The organism is Dyadobacter sp. CY323, assembly GCF_021390245.1.
Taxonomy (GTDB): Bacteria; Bacteroidota; Bacteroidia; order Cytophagales; family Spirosomataceae; genus Dyadobacter.
Window position 1 is genome coordinate 241,439 of the sequence record NZ_JAJUXH010000002.1, and the last position, 17,784, is coordinate 259,222.

Consider the following 17,784-nt stretch of genomic DNA (forward strand, 5'->3'; position numbering starts at 1 on the left):
AAATATCATTGCGGTCCCTATTAGCGAAGTGCCAGCTTAATCAGGTTTTCAACAGTAATAGCCTGTCCTTCACGTTTAAGAATGGTATCCACACTTTTCTCCGCAGTTGGTTTTGGGATACCCAGTGTCACCAATGCAGCTAATGCTTCACTTCTTATTGTGCCGGAAGATGTTTCTGAGGACTTTGGACCTGTTGAGACCAGCTCTTCCTTACGAATTTTGTCTTTTAATTCCAGGATTACGCGTTGAGCAGTTTTTGATCCGATACCTTTTATAGATTGTATCAGACGCAGGTCTTCGTCTATAATGCCTTGTCTGATTTCGGAAGAAGAAAGTGATGAAAGCATAACCAATGCTGTTGACGGCCCGATCCCTGAAATACTCGTAAGATCAAGAAACAGCCTTTTTTCATCATTTCCCCAAAACCCGTAAAGGACATGAGCGTCCTCCCGTATACTCAGGAACGTTACCAGCTTGCAACGTTCACCTACATCCGGGAGGGAAGTATAGGTTTGTAAAGAAATTTTAACTTCATAGCCTACTCCATTGACATCAATAATGGCGTATGCCGGATCTTTGTAAGCTACAGTTCCGTTAACGTAGGCAATCATAGAAATAGTATGTGTGTTTGTGACTCTTGTTTATTAGGTCGAAATGATGAGTTTTTGGCCAGGTTTAATGGAGTTTCCTCTAATCCTGTTACGTTTTTTCAACTGCCCGATTTCCAGACCATATCGTTGCGAAATGATCCATAATGTATCCCCTCTCTGTACCGTGTGATATTTCTTTCTGACGTGCCTGTCTTTGTTAGCAACGGGTTCGTCGGCACGATATGATGCCAGTACAACCCTTGTGTTTGGCGCTGCAACTTTTACTTCTTTGTAAACAACCAGTCGCTGCCCGCGTTGAATGTTATTTCTCCGGATGTGGTTCCATCTCCTCAATTCCGCCACACTCACATGGTAACGTCTCGCAATAGCCCCTAAGTTTTCGCCGCGGCGGACGGTATGTAAAGATTTTTTAGTTTTAGTCGAACTTCTCGACGTTACGACCTGCTCCGTTTCCGAATCGTGTTCATCATCCTCTACACCCGTGTCAACACTTGCCAAGGCGTAAGGAAACGCAGAATTCCTTCCCAGTGAATCGGTTTTGGTGCTATCCACTTTCGCAACCATCAGACCCGACGCAAGAAATCTTCTCGTGCAGGAATCCATGATTACGTTCCGGTTACTTACAAAATAGGTGTATTGCACACTTGGTACTTTCAATACGAAATCCCTGGTTTGTTCCGGAAGTATCGTTTTAGTGATTTGTGGATTCAGCTTTTGAAGATCTTCAAACCGGATATCGCTTTGCTGGCAAAACGCAGCTAAATCAATGTATCCATTAATATGAATGGTGTCGTTCGGGATCGGGAACTCTGTGTTTTCAGGGTAAATGCCGTGGTCGTGACCATAGTTCATCATGTAATTCATAGCCACATATTGCGGCACGTACGAACGGGTTTCGCGTGGAAGTACATTGTAGATCGTCCAGAAAGTGGTTCCGCGCGAGCGACGCATGGCACGTTTTACATTGCCCGGACCTGTATTATAGGATGCCAGCGCCAGTTCCCAGTCGCCAAAAATCCGATAAAGTTGCGCCAGATAAAGACAAGCTGCCTCGGTGGCTTTTGCCGGCTCAAAACGCTCATCAATGTATTTGTCCTGATACAAACCGAACTCCCGGCCCGTAGCGGGCATGAATTGCCACAATCCGCCGGCGCGGGCATGGGAAATGACAGTCGGGTTAAGCCCCGATTCAATCATCGAAAGATATTTGAGTTCGGTTGGAAGCCCGTGCTTTTGAAGTGCCTTTTCAAAAAGAGGAAAATAGAGAGGCATTTTCTCCATCATCGTCTTGGTGAACTCTGCTTTTTTATAAATAAAATATTCTACAAACTCATGAGAAGACTTGTGGTACCTGAGTGGGATCGATTTCTCAAGTTTTGCAAACCGCTCTTTCAGAAGCTGTTCCGGAACTGCCGGGGTGGGGCCGATTACTTCAACCTCAGGTAAATAGGGTAACAAATCTTTCTCTTCCTGAGCAGTAGTCTGCAGTGTATCTGACTCGAATGCTAATCTCTCCTGTGGAACAACCGGAGTAGCGTCTCCTGCCATTGCTGACGTATTCCATAATCCAACACACACGGCTCCGAGCCACAATACTTTTTTCGAAATCCTCATCAATTAAATGTTTTTTGAAGGTTAATCAATTCATGGTTTTCAATGGCTGATACCTGCTGATGAACTACTTACAGATAAAAATCCTCTTAAACTGGCCTTATGAATCAGAATAAACTCTAATACATTTTACTATCGGCACAAAAATCTGTGACTGAATAACTGACCAACCGCCTGCTATCCTGGCACGATTATTTACTTAAAACCTTGGGTTTAAATACAAATGCAGCTCAATGAGCAAGATCGCAAAAATAACCCAAAATGGGATTATGCCAACTATTCATTTGTATTATATTCTACGGCAACCTTTTTATTAAGCCCTGTGAGGTATTTGGCAAATGCCAGCATTTTTTCCTCACTAAAATAAGGAGCCATGATTTGAATTCCAATCGGCATTCCGTCCTTATCCTCTCCATTTGGGATAGAAATAGCCGGATTGCCAACTACATTAGCTTGTACTGTGAAAATATCAGCGAGATACATTTGTAACGGATCCTCTGTCTTTTCTCCAATTGTAAAAGCCGTAGTAGGTGACACGGGCGAAATCAAGAAGTCAAACTGTTCGAAGAAACGGTTCGTTTCCTCCCGCACCAATCTTCTAACGCGTTGCGCCTTGGTATAGTATGCGTCATAATAATTTGCGCTTAAAACAAAAGTCCCGAGCAAAATCCTTCTCCTTACCTCTTCCCCAAACCCTTCTGTGCGAGTCTTTTTATACATGCTTTCAAGGTCTACGGATTCAGGGCTTCTGTATCCGTAACGTACTCCATCAAATCGGGATAAGTTAGAACTAGCCTCAGCGGTAGTCAGGATATAATAGGTAGGTAACAGCGAATCCAGAAGTGGGATTTCTACAGGAGTTACTTCGTGGCCTTCCGCCCGGAGGCGATTGAGCGTTTCCCGTGTCTGCTGCCTTATCTCCGAGGAAATTGCTTCACTTTCTATTGATTCACGGATGTACCCGATCTTCGCTTTTCCGTTCCATTCAGTTGATTTTGAATATGCAGGCACTTCTTTTTCAGAAACAGTGCTGTCATACTCATCCGCACCCGCCATGATTTCAAGAATTAGCGCAGCATCGTCCACACTTTTCGTGATCGGGCCAATGCAATCAAATGAAGATGCATAGGCGATCAGTCCATACCTCGAAACGCGACCATATGAAGGTTTCACACCAATAACCCCGCAAAATGCAGCAGGCTGACGAACAGAACCGCCCGTGTCGCTTCCCAGAGAAGCGTGGCAAAGGCCAGCCTGGACTGCTACCGCCGAACCACCCGATGAACCTCCCGGGACTTTGGTCGTATCAGCTGCATTGAGCACCGGACCAAATGAGGAATTTTCATTCGACGACCCCATGGCAAATTCATCACAGTTCTGGCGACCGATGACGATCGCATCTTCATCCAGCAACCGTTGTACAGCCGTTGCATTAAATGGCGCCTGATATGTACGAAGGATCTGGCTTCCGGCCTGCAGGCCATGACCTTTGTGGGAAAGCACATCTTTGAGTCCGACTACCAGCCCGGCAAGCCTGCCGGAACTGCCGCTGGCCATTTTCTGATCCAAAGCAAGAGCTGCTTTTTTTGCTTCGTCTGCATAGACTTCGACGAACGCATTCAGATGTTTATTGGACTCGATATTTTGTAAATAATGATCAACTAACTGGACGCATGTCAAACCTCCTTCACGCAAATCTTCCTGAATTTCGGCTAGCGTCAGATATTCTTTCAAAGCAATTTTCTTGTGGGTTGTAAATAAAGAATCAGAGCCGATAAGTTGCGACTTACAGGCCCTGGTTATAATTTCGATAAGATGGAAGCGTTATTTGGGGTCTTCCATACTTTTTTCAATATTTTCCTTAACGTCTTTAGTAGCGTTCTTGAATTCATTGATACCTTGCCCCAAACCGCGCATCAACTCAGGAATTTTCTTCGCACCGAAGAAAAGTAAAACGAACAAGGCAACCAAAAAGATCTCTTGTCCACCTAATCCCATAAATGCCAAAACGGTTACTGATTCCATATCTGTTTCTTTTTTAATGTTTACAAAAATAAAAATTCTTTTCTACAGAAACTACTAAACGGTTCTGTTTTATCCTATGTTAATCGTTTTTCCCTTCTTCTCCCACTCTCCGAATTTCTGCACATCCGTGCTCAATGTTTTAATCAGCCAGACCACCAGCGCGACGTCATCTGTAACGCCTATGAAGGGCAAAAAGTCAGGTATAAGATCGATAGGAGATACAAAATAGATGAGTACAGCCACAATGGAAAGCAAACTTTTCCAGGGCAGGTTCCTGTATTCTCCCGAAGCATAAGCCCGCACCATCCGGATCAGCAACTGAACACTTGTCTGAAATTCAGCTAGATTTCCTTTGAAGCCGACACCCTGAAGCTTGCTTACAGAATCCTTGATCAACTCAAATAATTTGCCTGAATTTCTGGCATACCGTCCAGCTTTTCCAGTGGCGCTCTTAAAAAAAACAGATTTTAAAATTCGTGAAATCATTGACTCTTCATTCATTACATCAGGCAGAAAAAGTGGTTTATAATGTCGATATAACTATTAAAATACGTAAAAAATTGCACTTTGGATTTCTCCGCCGACTTTTCTGGCAAAAAATTTCATTCATCTTGGTATTAACAAATTATGTGTCCTACTTTTAGGAGAAAATTTAAAAAGCATTAATTTCTATACAATTAACCATATTTCTTTATGAAGATTACAGTTGTAGGTGCGGGTGCCGTTGGCGCTACTACTGCCGATAATATTATTCGTCGCGAACTGGCAGAAGAGGTTGTATTGCTCGATATAAAAGAAGGTGTGAGCGAAGGAAAATCGCTTGATATGTATCAGACGGCAGCTTTACTCGGGTTCAATACAAAACCAATCGGCTCAACCAACGATTATGAAAAAACAAAAGGATCAGACGTCGTTGTGATCACTTCCGGCCTCCCCCGCAAACCTGGTATGACACGTGAAGAATTGATTGGGATTAATGCAGGGATTGTAAAAGGTGTAACTGAAAACATTCTTAAATATTCGCCAAAAGCGATCATTATCGTGGTTTCCAATCCCATGGATACCATGACTTACCTGGCTTTCAAAGAATCGGGTATTCCTAAAAAACGGTTGATCGGAATGGGCGGCGCGCTGGATAGCGCACGTTTCAAAACGTATCTGGCTCTCGCAATGGATGTGTCGCCATTGGATATCCACGGAATGGTGATCGGTGGACACGGTGATACAACCATGATCCCACTCACCAGACTTGCCACGTATAATGGTATCCCGGTAAGCCGCTTTTTGTCGGCCGAGCAACTGGAAAAAGTGGCGGCAGATACCATGGTTGGCGGCGCTACGCTGACCAAGCTGATCGGTACCTCGGCGTGGTATGCTCCCGGTGCAGCTACGATGATGATTGTTGAAAGTATCGTGCGCAATCAGAAACGCATTGTTCCTTGCAGCGTTTATCTGAATGGCGAATATGGCCAGAAGGATATCTGTATGGGAGTGCCCGTAGTTTTGGGAAGAAATGGCTGGGAGAAAATCATCAATCTTCGCCTGAGCGATGCCGAAAAAGCGGCCTACGAAAAGTCTGCGGAAGCCGTTCGCTCAATGAATGGTGCGCTAAGTTTCTAAAATCCTTAATTGGCAGTATACTGGCCGATCCGGTTATCCGGGTCGGCTTTTTGTTTGCCCGACCGTTTGCTTTTACCTGGTTATCACGTAATTTAATATAACAAAAAGTATACATAATTACATTCTCATCTCACCTAATCACTTTTAAACACACTTCCATGAAAACAACATTATTCTTATTGCTAGCCATTTTAGCTTCATTCACCGCATTTTCGCAGTCAATCAAAGGGAAAATCACAGACGAAAAAAATGGGTCGGGACTGCCTGGAGTATCCATCTTAATCCAGAGTACAAACAATGGCACCGTCACCGATTCCGAGGGGAATTTTTCACTGAATGCACCCGACGGTTCTTATAATCTGGTGATCTCATTTATCGGCTACACGCCAAAAATCGTCCCGATCATCGTCAGTGCCGGACAATCTCCCGCGGCAAACTTTTCAATGTCCGAATCGTCGGAATTGCTCAGCGAAATTGTTGTTACCGGGTCCCGCAGCGGCGGACGTTCACGCATTGATTCGCCGGTGCCGGTAGATATCATTCCGGTTTCGCAGATTACGAATAACGTGGGCCAGGTGGATATTAACCAGATCCTGACTTACGTTGCGCCTTCATTTCAATCGTCACGCCAAACCATTTCGGATGGCTCCGACCACATCGACCCGGCACAGCTGCGCGGCCTCGGTCCCGATCAGGTTTTGGTTTTGGTAAATGGAAAAAGGAGGCATCAGTCTTCGCTCGTGAATGTAAACGGTACAGTAAACCGCGGAACCGTCGGAACCGATCTGAATGCAATTCCAGCAACGGCGGTGGACAAAATTGAAATTCTGAGAGATGGTGCAGCCGCGCAATATGGGTCAGACGCCATCGCCGGCGTCATCAACATCATCTTAAAGTCACGGACCGGATTGAGCGGAAATGTATCTTACGGACAGAATGTGACGAGTTACGATAAGAATTATGTGCTCAATAACGGCAAAGATGGATCCGTGAACATTTCTGATGGCGGTACCGCGCAGGTTGGCCTCAATTATGGTCTCAAAATCGGCCCGAAAGGTTTTTTGAATATCACGGGTGAATTTGTAAACCGAGAAGCAACTAACCGGACCGGGACGTACACAGGACAGATTTTTCCGGCAGCAGGTAATATCATCATTGATGAAGACCTTTTGGCTGCTCAGAAAATTACACGAAATGCGTTTGACATGCGGATCGGAAATTCGAAAGTGAGAGGTGGCGGCGTGGTCATGAATGCCAATATTCCATTATCTGAAAATATTGAAGTCTACGCATTTGGCGGCTACAATAAGAAGGAAGGAAATGCAGCCGGGTTTTATCGTTATCCTAATTCTATTCCAGCAGCCGTCAGATCCTCAGTTCTTTCCATTTACCGTCTCGGCTTTTTGCCTGAGATCAACAGCGACGTCACCGATATTTCGGCTGCAGCCGGTTTTCGCGGGAAAATGGGACAATGGAAATTCGATCTGAGCAATACTTTTGGAAAGAATGACTTTGATTATACCATATCCAACTCTGTCAATTACACGCAGGCCGTTTCAAGCAGCACTTTTCAGACGGAGTTTAACGCAGGTGGAAATGGCTTTTCTCAAAACACCATTAACCTGGATCTCGGCCGGAAATTTGATGTTTTATATGGACTTAACGTGGCGGTCGGTGCGGAGCAGCGCACAGACAAGTATACGATCACAGCGGGTGAAGAATCTTCCTACAAAAACTACGACGTCGCAGCCGGAGTAGCAGCGGGAGCGCAGGTTTTTTCAGGGTTTTTTCCGCAGAATGCCGGCTCACATTCCCGCAGCAGCGTAGCAGGATACATTGATCTGGAACAAGACATTACCAAAGCCTGGGTTTTGAGTGGCGCATTACGTTTTGAGAACTATTCGGATTTTGGAAATACATTGAACTACAAACTCGCGACCCGGTATAAAATCACCGATGGTATCGCATTACGTGCCTCGGCTAGCAGCGGTTTCCGAGCGCCATCTTTGCAACAAAGGTATTATGCCAAAACCAATACACTTTTTGTGACGCAAAATGGTCAACAAGTTCCGCAGGAAAGTGGAACATTTACGAACGACAGCCGTCCCGCCGAAATCCTGGGTATACCAAAATTGAAACAGGAAACTTCACAAAGCTATACGGTCGGAACCACCATTCAGCTTTCAAATGCATTTGAACTGACCGTCGATGCATACCAGATTGACATCGACGACCGGATCGTTTTAACTAACAATTTCAACGATGGTGGCAATGCATCACTGAAAGCCCAGCTCGCAGCAGCAAATGCAACTACCGCCAACTTTTTCTCAAATGCGGTTGACACAAGGTCACGCGGTATTGAAAGCGTACTTTCTTACAACACGAAGTTTGGCGGTAACCAATCGCTGCGAGCTGTACTTGCAGGCACATTTATCCAGAATAAAGTGAAGAAAGATGCCGCAGGGAAACCGATCATTCATGCATCCGACATTCTGGTGCAAACCAATCAGGTCAATACCTATTTTAACCGGGAAGACCTGAGCCGTTTTGAAATAGCCAGTCCAAAAAACAAGCAGAGCCTGACGATCAATTATAACATTGGAAAACTTGGGTTGATGCTTCGCGCAGTGCGTTTCGGCGAGGTGACATATTGGGACCCTACCATCGATCCTACCAAGCCTGATTCCTGGCCAGTCAATTCATTAACCGGCCAGAAAGAAACTTTGGACCAGACTTTCGACGCCCGAATTGTCACGGACGTTAACATCAATTACAGCCTTGTGAAAGGGATCAATGTTTCAATCGGCGCAAATAACGTCTTTGATGTGTATCAGGAAAAACACACGCATTCAGGGAATGTGAGTTTGGGCCGATTTATATATTCCCGGAGGGTCCAGCAAATGGGAGTGAATGGCAGGTATGTATTCGCGCGGGTAAATTTTAATTTTTAAATCGAAATCTGATACTGCAAGGTTAGCGAGCCGCGTCTTCCGTTCGCATCCAGTTGATTAGCGTCAGCAGCATTCCCATACACCGGCCGATTCTCGTAATTAAGTGTCATTTTACCATTATTACCTTTAATCAACCAGTTTATTCCAAGGTTGTAAACACTCATTCCGTCGTTCAACCTTTCATAGTCTGCATATTGCAGCGACGCAAAAGGCATAAGTGTTCCCTGGCTGCCCAGTAACCCTTCTTTAAGTTTGTAGCCGGCCTGCGCACAAACCACGCTACCTGTTCCAAACATTGGAAATGCATTACCCTGCGTTCCACCAACGCTTGAAATCGGTTGGGTGGTCGCAGTTGCCGGGTTCATGATCCCATTATAACGGAGATATCCTTTGCCATAATCAGTTTGAAAATAGCCCAGGTAAGCCGAAACCGCAGTTCCTTTATCCTTATTCACAGGCATATCCATATAGGCCGCCACCGACCAGAGATTCATATTACTATACAATGTATCCACAGCCTCTTTTCTCCACGTAGCATCTTTCCGGGAATTGATGCCCGCCTCGATATTCAGGACCTTGCGCTTTCCGAGATAAGTACCAGTCAGGTAGCCAGGCGTGGTATTATCCTCGGTATCAAATAGGTTATAGATCAAAAGCGCTTCGAACTGTTTGTGATGTTTGCGTTGCGAGAAGGTAGAATTCACCCCGATCGCCGGTGGCGCAGCGCCATTTGTCTCCACAGGAAACGGATCTGCTACTGCAACGCGGTAATTCAGTTTACCGACCTGCCCGCGGCTGTAAACGCTCAGCTTTCGTGCAAACTGGTCCGTCTGATCGACGGTTGCCTGAGCGAAAACCGGAACGTCCATGGTCATGATCGTGGAAATACTTGGTTGAGAAAAGCGGGATAACCCATTTACAATCGTCAAACCACCTCCGAAACGAATAAAACTTGTCCCTTTACGCTGGATCTCATATTCTCCTAATGCATCATGGAAGAATGCGGCCACCTTCCGGTTGCTCGGTGTTCCGGCAGTATTGTAAGCCGGGGACGCACTGACTTTATTAAAATTGTTCATCCCGAACTGCGTGTAAAAGAAAATACGATCGGTAATTTGTCCGAACAACTGCATGCGGGTACGGCGCAAACCAATGTCAAATGTGTTTGATTTGGGGTCACCGAAAACAGTGGTGCCCGGATTGCTATCGTTCCACCGCAACCAGACCTGGTTCGTGAATGTAGCTTTTACATAATGTGACCCGGATTCGTTAAGATTGTAACGAATATCACTCTTTGTATTGTCGTCTGAGGGTTTAATCTGCGCCGCAACAAGGCCAGAGCTAAGCAAAATTATAGAAAGTACTTTCTTCATAAACGAATGGATGGTTTCATAGGTCAACTTCAACTTACCGGTCAGTCTGCCAAATATAAGACTGGTTTGTTTGTCACCATACTCTTTTTTGCCCAGTTCTTATTTCAAACATTTGCCCAGGAGACACCCCCGCTGATCAATTTTCCTTCCTCACTTTATAAAGCCCACAACCAGAACTGGGCGATAGATCAGAGTATAGACCATCTGATCTACGCCGCCAATTCGGACGGTTTAATGGAATATGACGGCGCATCCTGGAAACTTTATCCGCTACCCGATGGACAGATTGTGAGGACATTGCTTTGCGATACAATAGCTGTCGCTGCTTCCGGAAAAGCGGGGAGCAAACCAGTTGCGGAGCAGCGAATTTACGTTGGGGGATTTTCTGAGTTTGGATATTGGAAAAAAGAATCGGATGGTCAGCTTCGCTACTATTCGCTGAGCAAAAAAGCGAATCTGCCGAGCCTTAAAACGGAAGAAATCTGGCACATTCTCAAAACACCCGGGCACATTTACTTTCAGTCATTCTCTAAAATTTACAAGTATGACGGTAAAACGGTAACCGAAGTAACCTCGTCATGGAACCTCATGTTCATGCGCTTCGTACATGGACGAATACTGGTACAGCTAATTGGAAAAGGACTTTTTGAATTAAAAGAAAACCGGTTTACACCTCTGAAAGGGACGGAAGTCCTTTCAGGGGCGATCGTATCCTCGATTTTACCCTGGTCGAATGGGACCATATTAGTAACAACCACAAAAAACGGATTATATCTCTATAAAGATTCGATTTTAACTCCCTGGAATATTGGCCTATCGGAAGATTTAAAAACGGACATCATTAACCGCGCACTGGTGCTCAGCCAGGACAGCAGTCTTGTTTTCGGGACCATTCAAAACGGGGTATATATTATCTCAAAAAACGGGACTCTAAAATATCATTTCAACAAGGAAACCGGTCTGCAGAACAACACGGTACTAGCCCTCAAAGAAGATTTCCGAAGTCAGTTATGGATTGGATTGGATCAGGGAATTGACCTGACCAAATTATCGTCACCGGTTATCTCTTATCAAACCAGCGATAATCCCCTCGGATCTACTTATGCAGCCGCAATCTGGCGAGGCCGGCTTTATGTAGGGTCTAATAAAGGAGTGTTTTATAAGAAATGGCCATCCAGCGAGCCATTTCGTTCCATTCCGGGTCTGGAAGGCCAAACCTGGTTCCTGAAAGTATTTGACGATCAGCTGCTATGCGGCCACAATGACGCGACTTACCGCATTGAAGAGAATGGCATAACTAAAATTTCTGATATCAATGGCGGCTGGGTGATGTTGCCCGTCAAAAGCGGGAACGACACATTGCTTTTACAGGGTGGCTACATCGGGTTGCATGTTTACAAAAAGAACAGTCAGAAACGCTGGTCGTACGCATATCCTGTAAAAGGGATTTTACCCATTCCTATCCGGCAGATTGTGCGTGATAAAAATGGAATGTTCTGGCTTGGACATGCTTACAAAGGCCTGTTCCTGACCCGATTGAATGCAAAGCTGGATTCGGCATTGCAATGGAAGGAATTCAAAGCACCGGCTGATCTGCCCAGTGAATTTGCGATCGAGATCACCGATTCAGGAAATAACCTTCGAATACGGTCCGGCAATGCATTTCTGGAACCGAATGCCGAAAACAACTTAAAAGTCAGCCCGTTAACCGGCCACGAAGACGAGTCATTCAAAATAAGAAATGGGGTTGATGGTGAATGGTTTAAAGTTTTCATTAATCGGGTAACGCTATATTCCCTAGGAAAGCCTTCTAAAAATCTGGCATTGAGCCTGATACGCAATAGTGAAACGATTATTCCAATCTCCCGGGAATACTACTTCTTTTGCCTGGACAATGGATATGCACTCTACAATCGGTTGACTGATACAAAAACCACCGATATTACGATGAGTCCCGTCATCCGGAAAGTCGCGAACCTTCGGAATCTTGCAGAAACATTTCCGATTTCCGGCAAACCTTCCCTACCTGCAGAAGTTCGAGCACTCCGAATCATGTTTGCATTGCCAGAGTATGGGCAAACGATTCAATACAGGTACCGTTTGAGAGGACTTACGGATCAATGGTCGGAATGGACGGATCAGAGTTTTGTGGAATTCACCAACCTTGAATCCACCGATTATGTGTTTGAGATACAAAACAGCCTGAATGATACCATTACTGCCTACCACTTTCGCATTAAACCCTATTGGAGGGAAACATTTGCGGCGCAAGTGTTATTTGCAATACTGATCGCGCTCGCCATTCTCGGGTTGATTTACTATCAGGAAAAACGATTGGTCCGGCACCGCCGGAAACTGCTGGAAGAACAGGAGGAAAAACTTCGCCAGCAACGTCTGTCCAGCGAAAGGCAAATTATGCAGATCCAGAACGAGAAACTGCAAAGTGAGATTCAAAGCAAAAGCCAGCAACTGAGCAATGTGGCGATCAATGTGGTCAGGAAGAACGAGATCCTGGAAGAGATCCGTGATGAGCTCAAACAGGTAAAGGCCGAAATGGGCCAGCAATTACCTAACATCCATTACCAGAAACTACTCAACAGCATTGAACGCAATGTCGCCGGAAAAGATGACTGGGTCCTTTTTGAACAAAATTTTGACGAAGTACACGAACACTTTTTTAAAAGGTTAAGACTTTTGGCACCTAACATTTCTCCGTCCGAACTTCGCCTGGCGGCCTGCCTCCGCATGAATTTATCTACAAAAGAAATGGCTCCCGTATTGGGCATTTCTAACCGCGGTGTGGAGATCAAGCGTTACAGGCTGCGCAAAAAACTAGGGTTGGGCATGGATGCCAACCTGAACCAGGTTATGATGGACATTTAATGCTTATTGTACTTATCTTCTAGAAATTCCTCAATACAAGCTATTCTCCTGCATTATTCCCAGTGATGTAGTGGTGATGTAGTGCTTTTTTTGATTCCCGCCACCGACTGGATTTATATTTGAAGTCAATTAATTCTTATAATAATTCAATCAGCTAATTAATAACTAAATGAAAACTATTGTACGATTGCTGTACATGCTCGTTTTCCTGTCGGTCGGCACCACAGTGCTGGCGCAGGAAATCAATGTGACAGGAAAAGTCACATCCAGTACCGATAATTCTGCTCTTCCAGGTGCCAGCGTTCTGATAAAGGGAACTACTACAGGTGTCCCAACCGACGCTGAGGGAAATTATGCGATCCGCGTACCGTCGGCACAATCTGTGCTTGTTTTCTCCATGATCGGGATGAATCCCCAGGAAGTCACCGTAGGAACGCAAACCGTCGTAAATGTAGCAATGCAGGAAGATGTGCGGTCTCTGGAAGAATTTGTGGTGGTTGGTTATGGAACTCAGCGAAAGCTTGATGTTACCGGCTCCGTTGTTCAGATCAAAGGGGAAGAAATATCAAAACAGCCTTCTATGAACGCAGTGAGCGGTTTGCAGGGAAAAGTTGCGGGGGTTCAGATCAACAATTCAGGAAAGCCTGGTGAAGCTCCGCAAATTCGGATTCGTGGCGTCGGTACCGCGTATGGTAGCGCAAATCCATTGTATGTGGTTGATGGCGTGTGGTTTGATGATATCAGCTTTCTGAATTCAGGTGATATCGAAAGCATGAACATTCTGAAAGATGCTTCAAGCCAATCCATTTACGGTGTCCGCGCTGCAAATGGGGTGGTTTTGATCACAACGAAAAAAGGGAAATCCGGAAAAGCCGTTGTCGATTACAATGGTTTTGTTGGCTTCCAGAAAGTGACAAACCAGATCAAAATGGCGAATGCGAACGAATATGCCACGATGGTCAACGAGCTTAGTAATATCAATGGCAAAGGAAACGTACTCGATCCGACCCAGTATGGCGAAGGCACCGACTGGTACCATCAGATCCTGCGCAATGCGCTGATTACCAATCACCAGCTTTCCATTAGCGGTGGCGGCGAAAAATCGACGTACAACTTCTCGCTCGGCTACCTGAACCAGGATGGTGTTGTTGAGAAAAATAATTTCAAACGCTATACCGCACGTCTTCAAAGTGATTTTCAAGTATTTAAAAGTCTGAAAATCGGGTATACTGCCACGGGTTCATTCAGCAAGTCCAAAGATGAGGCCGGCGGGATTTTCCGCCAGTTGTATGCTGCCGGACCTGTTGTTCCCGTGTATTATGCCGATGGAACTTACGGTGATCCAACGGATTACAATCTGGGTGACGGTAACAATTTCAACCCGCAGGTTACGATTGATTATTTTAACCAAAATACCAAAAAGACGTTGCTGACTGGTAATGTGTACGCAGAACTATCGGTACTGAAAGGTCTGACTTTTAAAACCAGCCTAGGCGGGCGTTATTCGCAGGATGAAACACGGTTTTATAACCCGCAATACGTTGCCACTTTCAAACAACGCAATACAACAAGTCTGCTTGAATTCACGCGTCCGCAAAGTCGCTACTGGATTTTTGAAAATACATTAACCTACACAAAAGACTTCGGAAACCACAGCTTTACCGCATTGGTCGGGCAATCCGCACAACGTGACCAGTCTTACAAACTGACCGCCAGCGCATTGAACGTTCCGTATGCCAGCGAAGGTGACCTTTATCTGACACTCGGTAATACCGACGGACGTAATGTGGTCGACGAGGGTGATTTGGGGACTTATGCTTCTTATTTCGGTCGGGTAAATTACTCATTTGGCGATCGCTACCTTCTGAATGCATCTCTTCGCGCCGACGGTTCTTCAAAATTCTTCCAGGGTGGAAATGCCTGGGGCTACTTCCCGTCCGTTGGAGCTGGCTGGGTAATTAGTAATGAGTCGTTTATGAAAGGTCAGAATATCTTTGACAATCTTAAAGTGAGAGGTAGCTGGGGTAAAATCGGGAATGCGTCTGTCCCCTCGAACTTGTCGACACTTACTGTCGCAACCGGCGGCGGACTTGCTGCGATTTTTGGTGGTCAGTTGAATACCGGTGCCAGCATTAACACCATTATTCCACCCACAACGTATTGGGAAAGAGGTGTCGGAACAGACATTGGTATCGAGGCTGCTGTCCTGAAATCACGACTGACTCTTGAACTGGACTATTATATCAAGAAGACCGAGCGGGCGATTTTTGACATCCCGGTACTTACTTCGATCGGAACGGAATCAGGAAGAATTGTAGGAAATCAGGCCAATTTCGAGAACAAAGGTTTTGAGTTTGCATTGAACTGGAGAGATGAGATCGGGAAAGACCTTTCATACAGCATTGGTTTCAATGGAGGCGTGAATAATAACAAAGTACTCTCTGTATCGTCGGGTGCCAATCCGATCTACGATGGAGGCGTGGGACTTACCAGTGGTGCATTGGCAACCCGCACGAAAGTGGGCGACCCGATCGGTTCATTCTACGGATACGTTGTGGAAGGCATTTTCCAAAACCAGGATGAAATCAGCAAATCGGCTCAACCCAATGCAAAACCGGGTGATTTCAAATACCGCGACGTCAGCGGAACAGCGGGAACGCCGGACGGTACCATTTCAGGTCTGGACAGACAGGTGATCGGCAATCCGAATCCAAAGTTTACATACGGTATCAACACCAGCTGGACCTACAAAAACATTGATCTGTCCCTGGACTTTCAGGGTGTTGCGAAAATTGACATTTATAATGCAAATCTTGGCTGGAGATATGGTAACGAAAACTTCACCAAGGATTTCTATGACAACCGCTGGCATGGAGAAGGAACTTCAAATACCTATCCTTCCGCAAACATCGGTGGTGGTCAGAACTATCTTCCAAATACTTTTTTTGTACAAAGCGGCAGTTATTTCCGGGTCCGGAATGCGCAGTTAGGTTTCACATTTCCGCAGGCAGTAAACGAAAAATTGAAAATTAGAAAACTTCGTTTGTATGCTAATGCGCAAAACCCGCTTAATTTTTTCAAATACAAAGGGTTATCTCCTGAGGTTCGGGCGAATGAAAACAAGCCTACCCAGGCTGGAATTGACGCCAACGTCTATCCGCTTTCTGCGACTTACAACTTCGGTATCAATGTTACTTTCTAATTTCAGAACAGACATGAAAATCATACATTTTAAAAATAAATTAAGACAAACCGGACTTTATCTGGGATTGGCCTCGCTCATCCTGGTTCCGTCCGCATGTGACCAGGGTTTCCTGGACACAGATCCGCAGGGAAAACAGGCAGGAGTCGTTTTCTGGCAAAATGAAGGCGATGCTACCAAGGCGGTAAATGCAATGTATGCAAACCTGCGTAGCTGGAACAACACGGCATTTGCAGCCATTGCGCTCGAAAGCGTGGGTTCCGATGACGCGGAAAAAGGAAGTACCCCCTCCGATGCCACGTTTTTCAATGACTATGATAACTTCTCGGTTGGTTCCAGTGACGGGCAGCTTGGCGGCTTTTGGCAGGGACAGTATCAGAACATCAACTATGCCAATCAGGTGATCGACAACATCCCGCCCATCAGCATGGATGAAACTTTGAAAGCCCGCTACATCGCAGAAGCGAAATTTGTGCGCGCCTATTCATATTTCAGGCTGGTTCGCGCATTCGGTGATGTTCCGCTGCGACTGGCATTACCAAAAGATGCAACAGAATATAACGTGCCCCGTACTCCAAAAGCGGAAGTGTATGCAGCCATCGAGAAAGATCTGACCGATGCAGCTGCGGTATTACCTCTCAGCTACGGAGCAACGGATATCGGCCGCGTAACAAAAGGAGCAGCAATGTCGATGCATGCAAAAGTGTCGATGTATCAGCAGAAATGGCAGCAGGTTTTTGACCTTACCAATCAGGTAATTGCTTCCGGCCAGTATTCACTTTTCCCGAATTACGAAGCACTTTTCCGTGTGGCGAATGAAAACAACGTTGAGTCGATTTTTGAGCTGCAAAATGAGCTGATCCCTTCCAATAAAGATGCATCCAACTCGCAGTACTCTCAGGTTCAAGGCGTTCGCGGTGTTGTAGGTGGCGGCTGGGGGTTCAATGTACCTACCGAAACGCTGGCCAAGTCGTTTGAAGCCGGTGATCCGAGGAGAGACGGTACCATTATTTTTCGTGGAGAAACTACACCTTCGGGTGACGCGATTGCGGCTACCGGCGACAATCCGATGTACAATCAAAAATCGTATGTTCCATTTAACCTTTATACAACGGGTTTCAATGAAGGTTCGCAGCAAAATGTGCGCGTACTCCGTTACGCTGAAGTTCTGCTAATGAATGCAGAGGCTGCAAACGAACTGGGAAACACCACTCAGGCTTTGGCTTCGCTCGAAATGGTACGGGCACGGGCTCGCGGAACCAGTAAAACAATACTCCCTAAAATAACAACCACCGACAAAGCAGCATTGCGCATTATCATCTGGGAAGAACGTCACCACGAGCTTGCAATGGAATTTGACCGCTACTTCGACGTGATCCGTCAGGGTAGAGCTGCTGAGATATTTGGTCCGAAAGGATGGAAAGCCGGCAAAAATGAGGTTTGGCCGATCCCACAAAACGAGATTGACCTTAGTGCAGGTGTATTGGTTCAAAATCCAGGGTACTAAT

Annotated in this window: 11 protein-coding genes; 5 read left to right on the top strand and 6 right to left on the bottom strand. The window is 45.6% G+C overall.

Annotated elements, in window-relative coordinates:
* Positions 1-20 precede the first annotated feature (20 nt).
* The 5 genes from ruvA to LZG72_RS04360 form a co-directional block, all read right to left on the bottom strand.
* On the bottom strand, positions 21-611 hold the full coding sequence (ruvA, locus tag LZG72_RS04340; RefSeq protein WP_233867987.1) for a Holliday junction branch migration protein RuvA: 591 nt from the start codon (positions 609-611) through the stop codon (positions 21-23).
* Between the two features lie 33 nt (positions 612-644).
* Positions 645-2,225 (bottom strand): lytic transglycosylase domain-containing protein, encoded by a 1,581-nt coding sequence (locus LZG72_RS04345; protein WP_233867990.1) that lies wholly within the window; start codon positions 2,223-2,225, stop codon positions 645-647.
* A 273-nt stretch (positions 2,226-2,498) separates the two neighbouring features.
* Positions 2,499-3,956 (bottom strand): Asp-tRNA(Asn)/Glu-tRNA(Gln) amidotransferase subunit GatA, encoded by a 1,458-nt coding sequence (gene gatA / locus LZG72_RS04350; RefSeq protein WP_233867993.1) that lies wholly within the window; start codon positions 3,954-3,956, stop codon positions 2,499-2,501.
* A 90-nt stretch (positions 3,957-4,046) separates the two neighbouring features.
* The gene (locus tag LZG72_RS04355; RefSeq protein ID WP_026631334.1) at positions 4,047-4,247 is read right to left on the bottom strand and encodes a twin-arginine translocase TatA/TatE family subunit; all 201 of its coding nucleotides are present in this window, start codon (positions 4,245-4,247) and stop codon (positions 4,047-4,049) included.
* Between the two features lie 69 nt (positions 4,248-4,316).
* On the bottom strand, positions 4,317-4,733 hold the full coding sequence (locus LZG72_RS04360; protein ID WP_233867996.1) for a YkvA family protein: 417 nt from the start codon (positions 4,731-4,733) through the stop codon (positions 4,317-4,319).
* Between the two features lie 207 nt (positions 4,734-4,940).
* Between LZG72_RS04360 and mdh the strand changes: the two genes are divergently transcribed.
* Positions 4,941-5,867 (top strand): malate dehydrogenase, encoded by a 927-nt coding sequence (gene mdh, locus LZG72_RS04365; RefSeq protein WP_233867999.1) that lies wholly within the window; start codon positions 4,941-4,943, stop codon positions 5,865-5,867.
* A gap of 158 nt (positions 5,868-6,025) precedes the next feature.
* The gene (locus tag LZG72_RS04370; RefSeq protein ID WP_233868002.1) at positions 6,026-8,818 is read left to right on the top strand and encodes a TonB-dependent receptor; all 2,793 of its coding nucleotides are present in this window, start codon (positions 6,026-6,028) and stop codon (positions 8,816-8,818) included.
* On the opposite strand, the gene LZG72_RS04375 is transcribed toward LZG72_RS04370, so the two are convergent.
* Positions 8,815-10,191 (bottom strand): hypothetical protein, encoded by a 1,377-nt coding sequence (locus LZG72_RS04375; protein WP_233868005.1) that lies wholly within the window; start codon positions 10,189-10,191, stop codon positions 8,815-8,817. The genes LZG72_RS04370 and LZG72_RS04375 overlap by 4 nt on opposite strands.
* A 6-nt stretch (positions 10,192-10,197) precedes the next feature.
* On the opposite strand from LZG72_RS04375, the gene LZG72_RS04380 reads away from it, so the two are divergent.
* The 3 genes from LZG72_RS04380 to LZG72_RS04390 all read left to right on the top strand — a co-directional run bounded on the left by LZG72_RS04380 (position 10,198) and on the right by LZG72_RS04390 (position 17,783).
* Positions 10,198-13,074, top strand: coding sequence for a triple tyrosine motif-containing protein (locus LZG72_RS04380; protein ID WP_233868007.1), 2,877 nt, complete (start codon positions 10,198-10,200; stop codon positions 13,072-13,074).
* Positions 13,075-13,243: 169 nt separating this feature from the next.
* Positions 13,244-16,276: a TonB-dependent receptor gene (locus LZG72_RS04385; RefSeq protein WP_233868010.1), complete on the top strand. Its 3,033-nt coding sequence runs from the start codon at positions 13,244-13,246 to the stop codon at positions 16,274-16,276.
* A 13-nt stretch (positions 16,277-16,289) separates the two neighbouring features.
* Positions 16,290-17,783 (top strand): RagB/SusD family nutrient uptake outer membrane protein, encoded by a 1,494-nt coding sequence (locus LZG72_RS04390; RefSeq protein ID WP_233868013.1) that lies wholly within the window; start codon positions 16,290-16,292, stop codon positions 17,781-17,783.
* The last annotated feature ends 1 nt before the right edge of the window (position 17,784 follow it).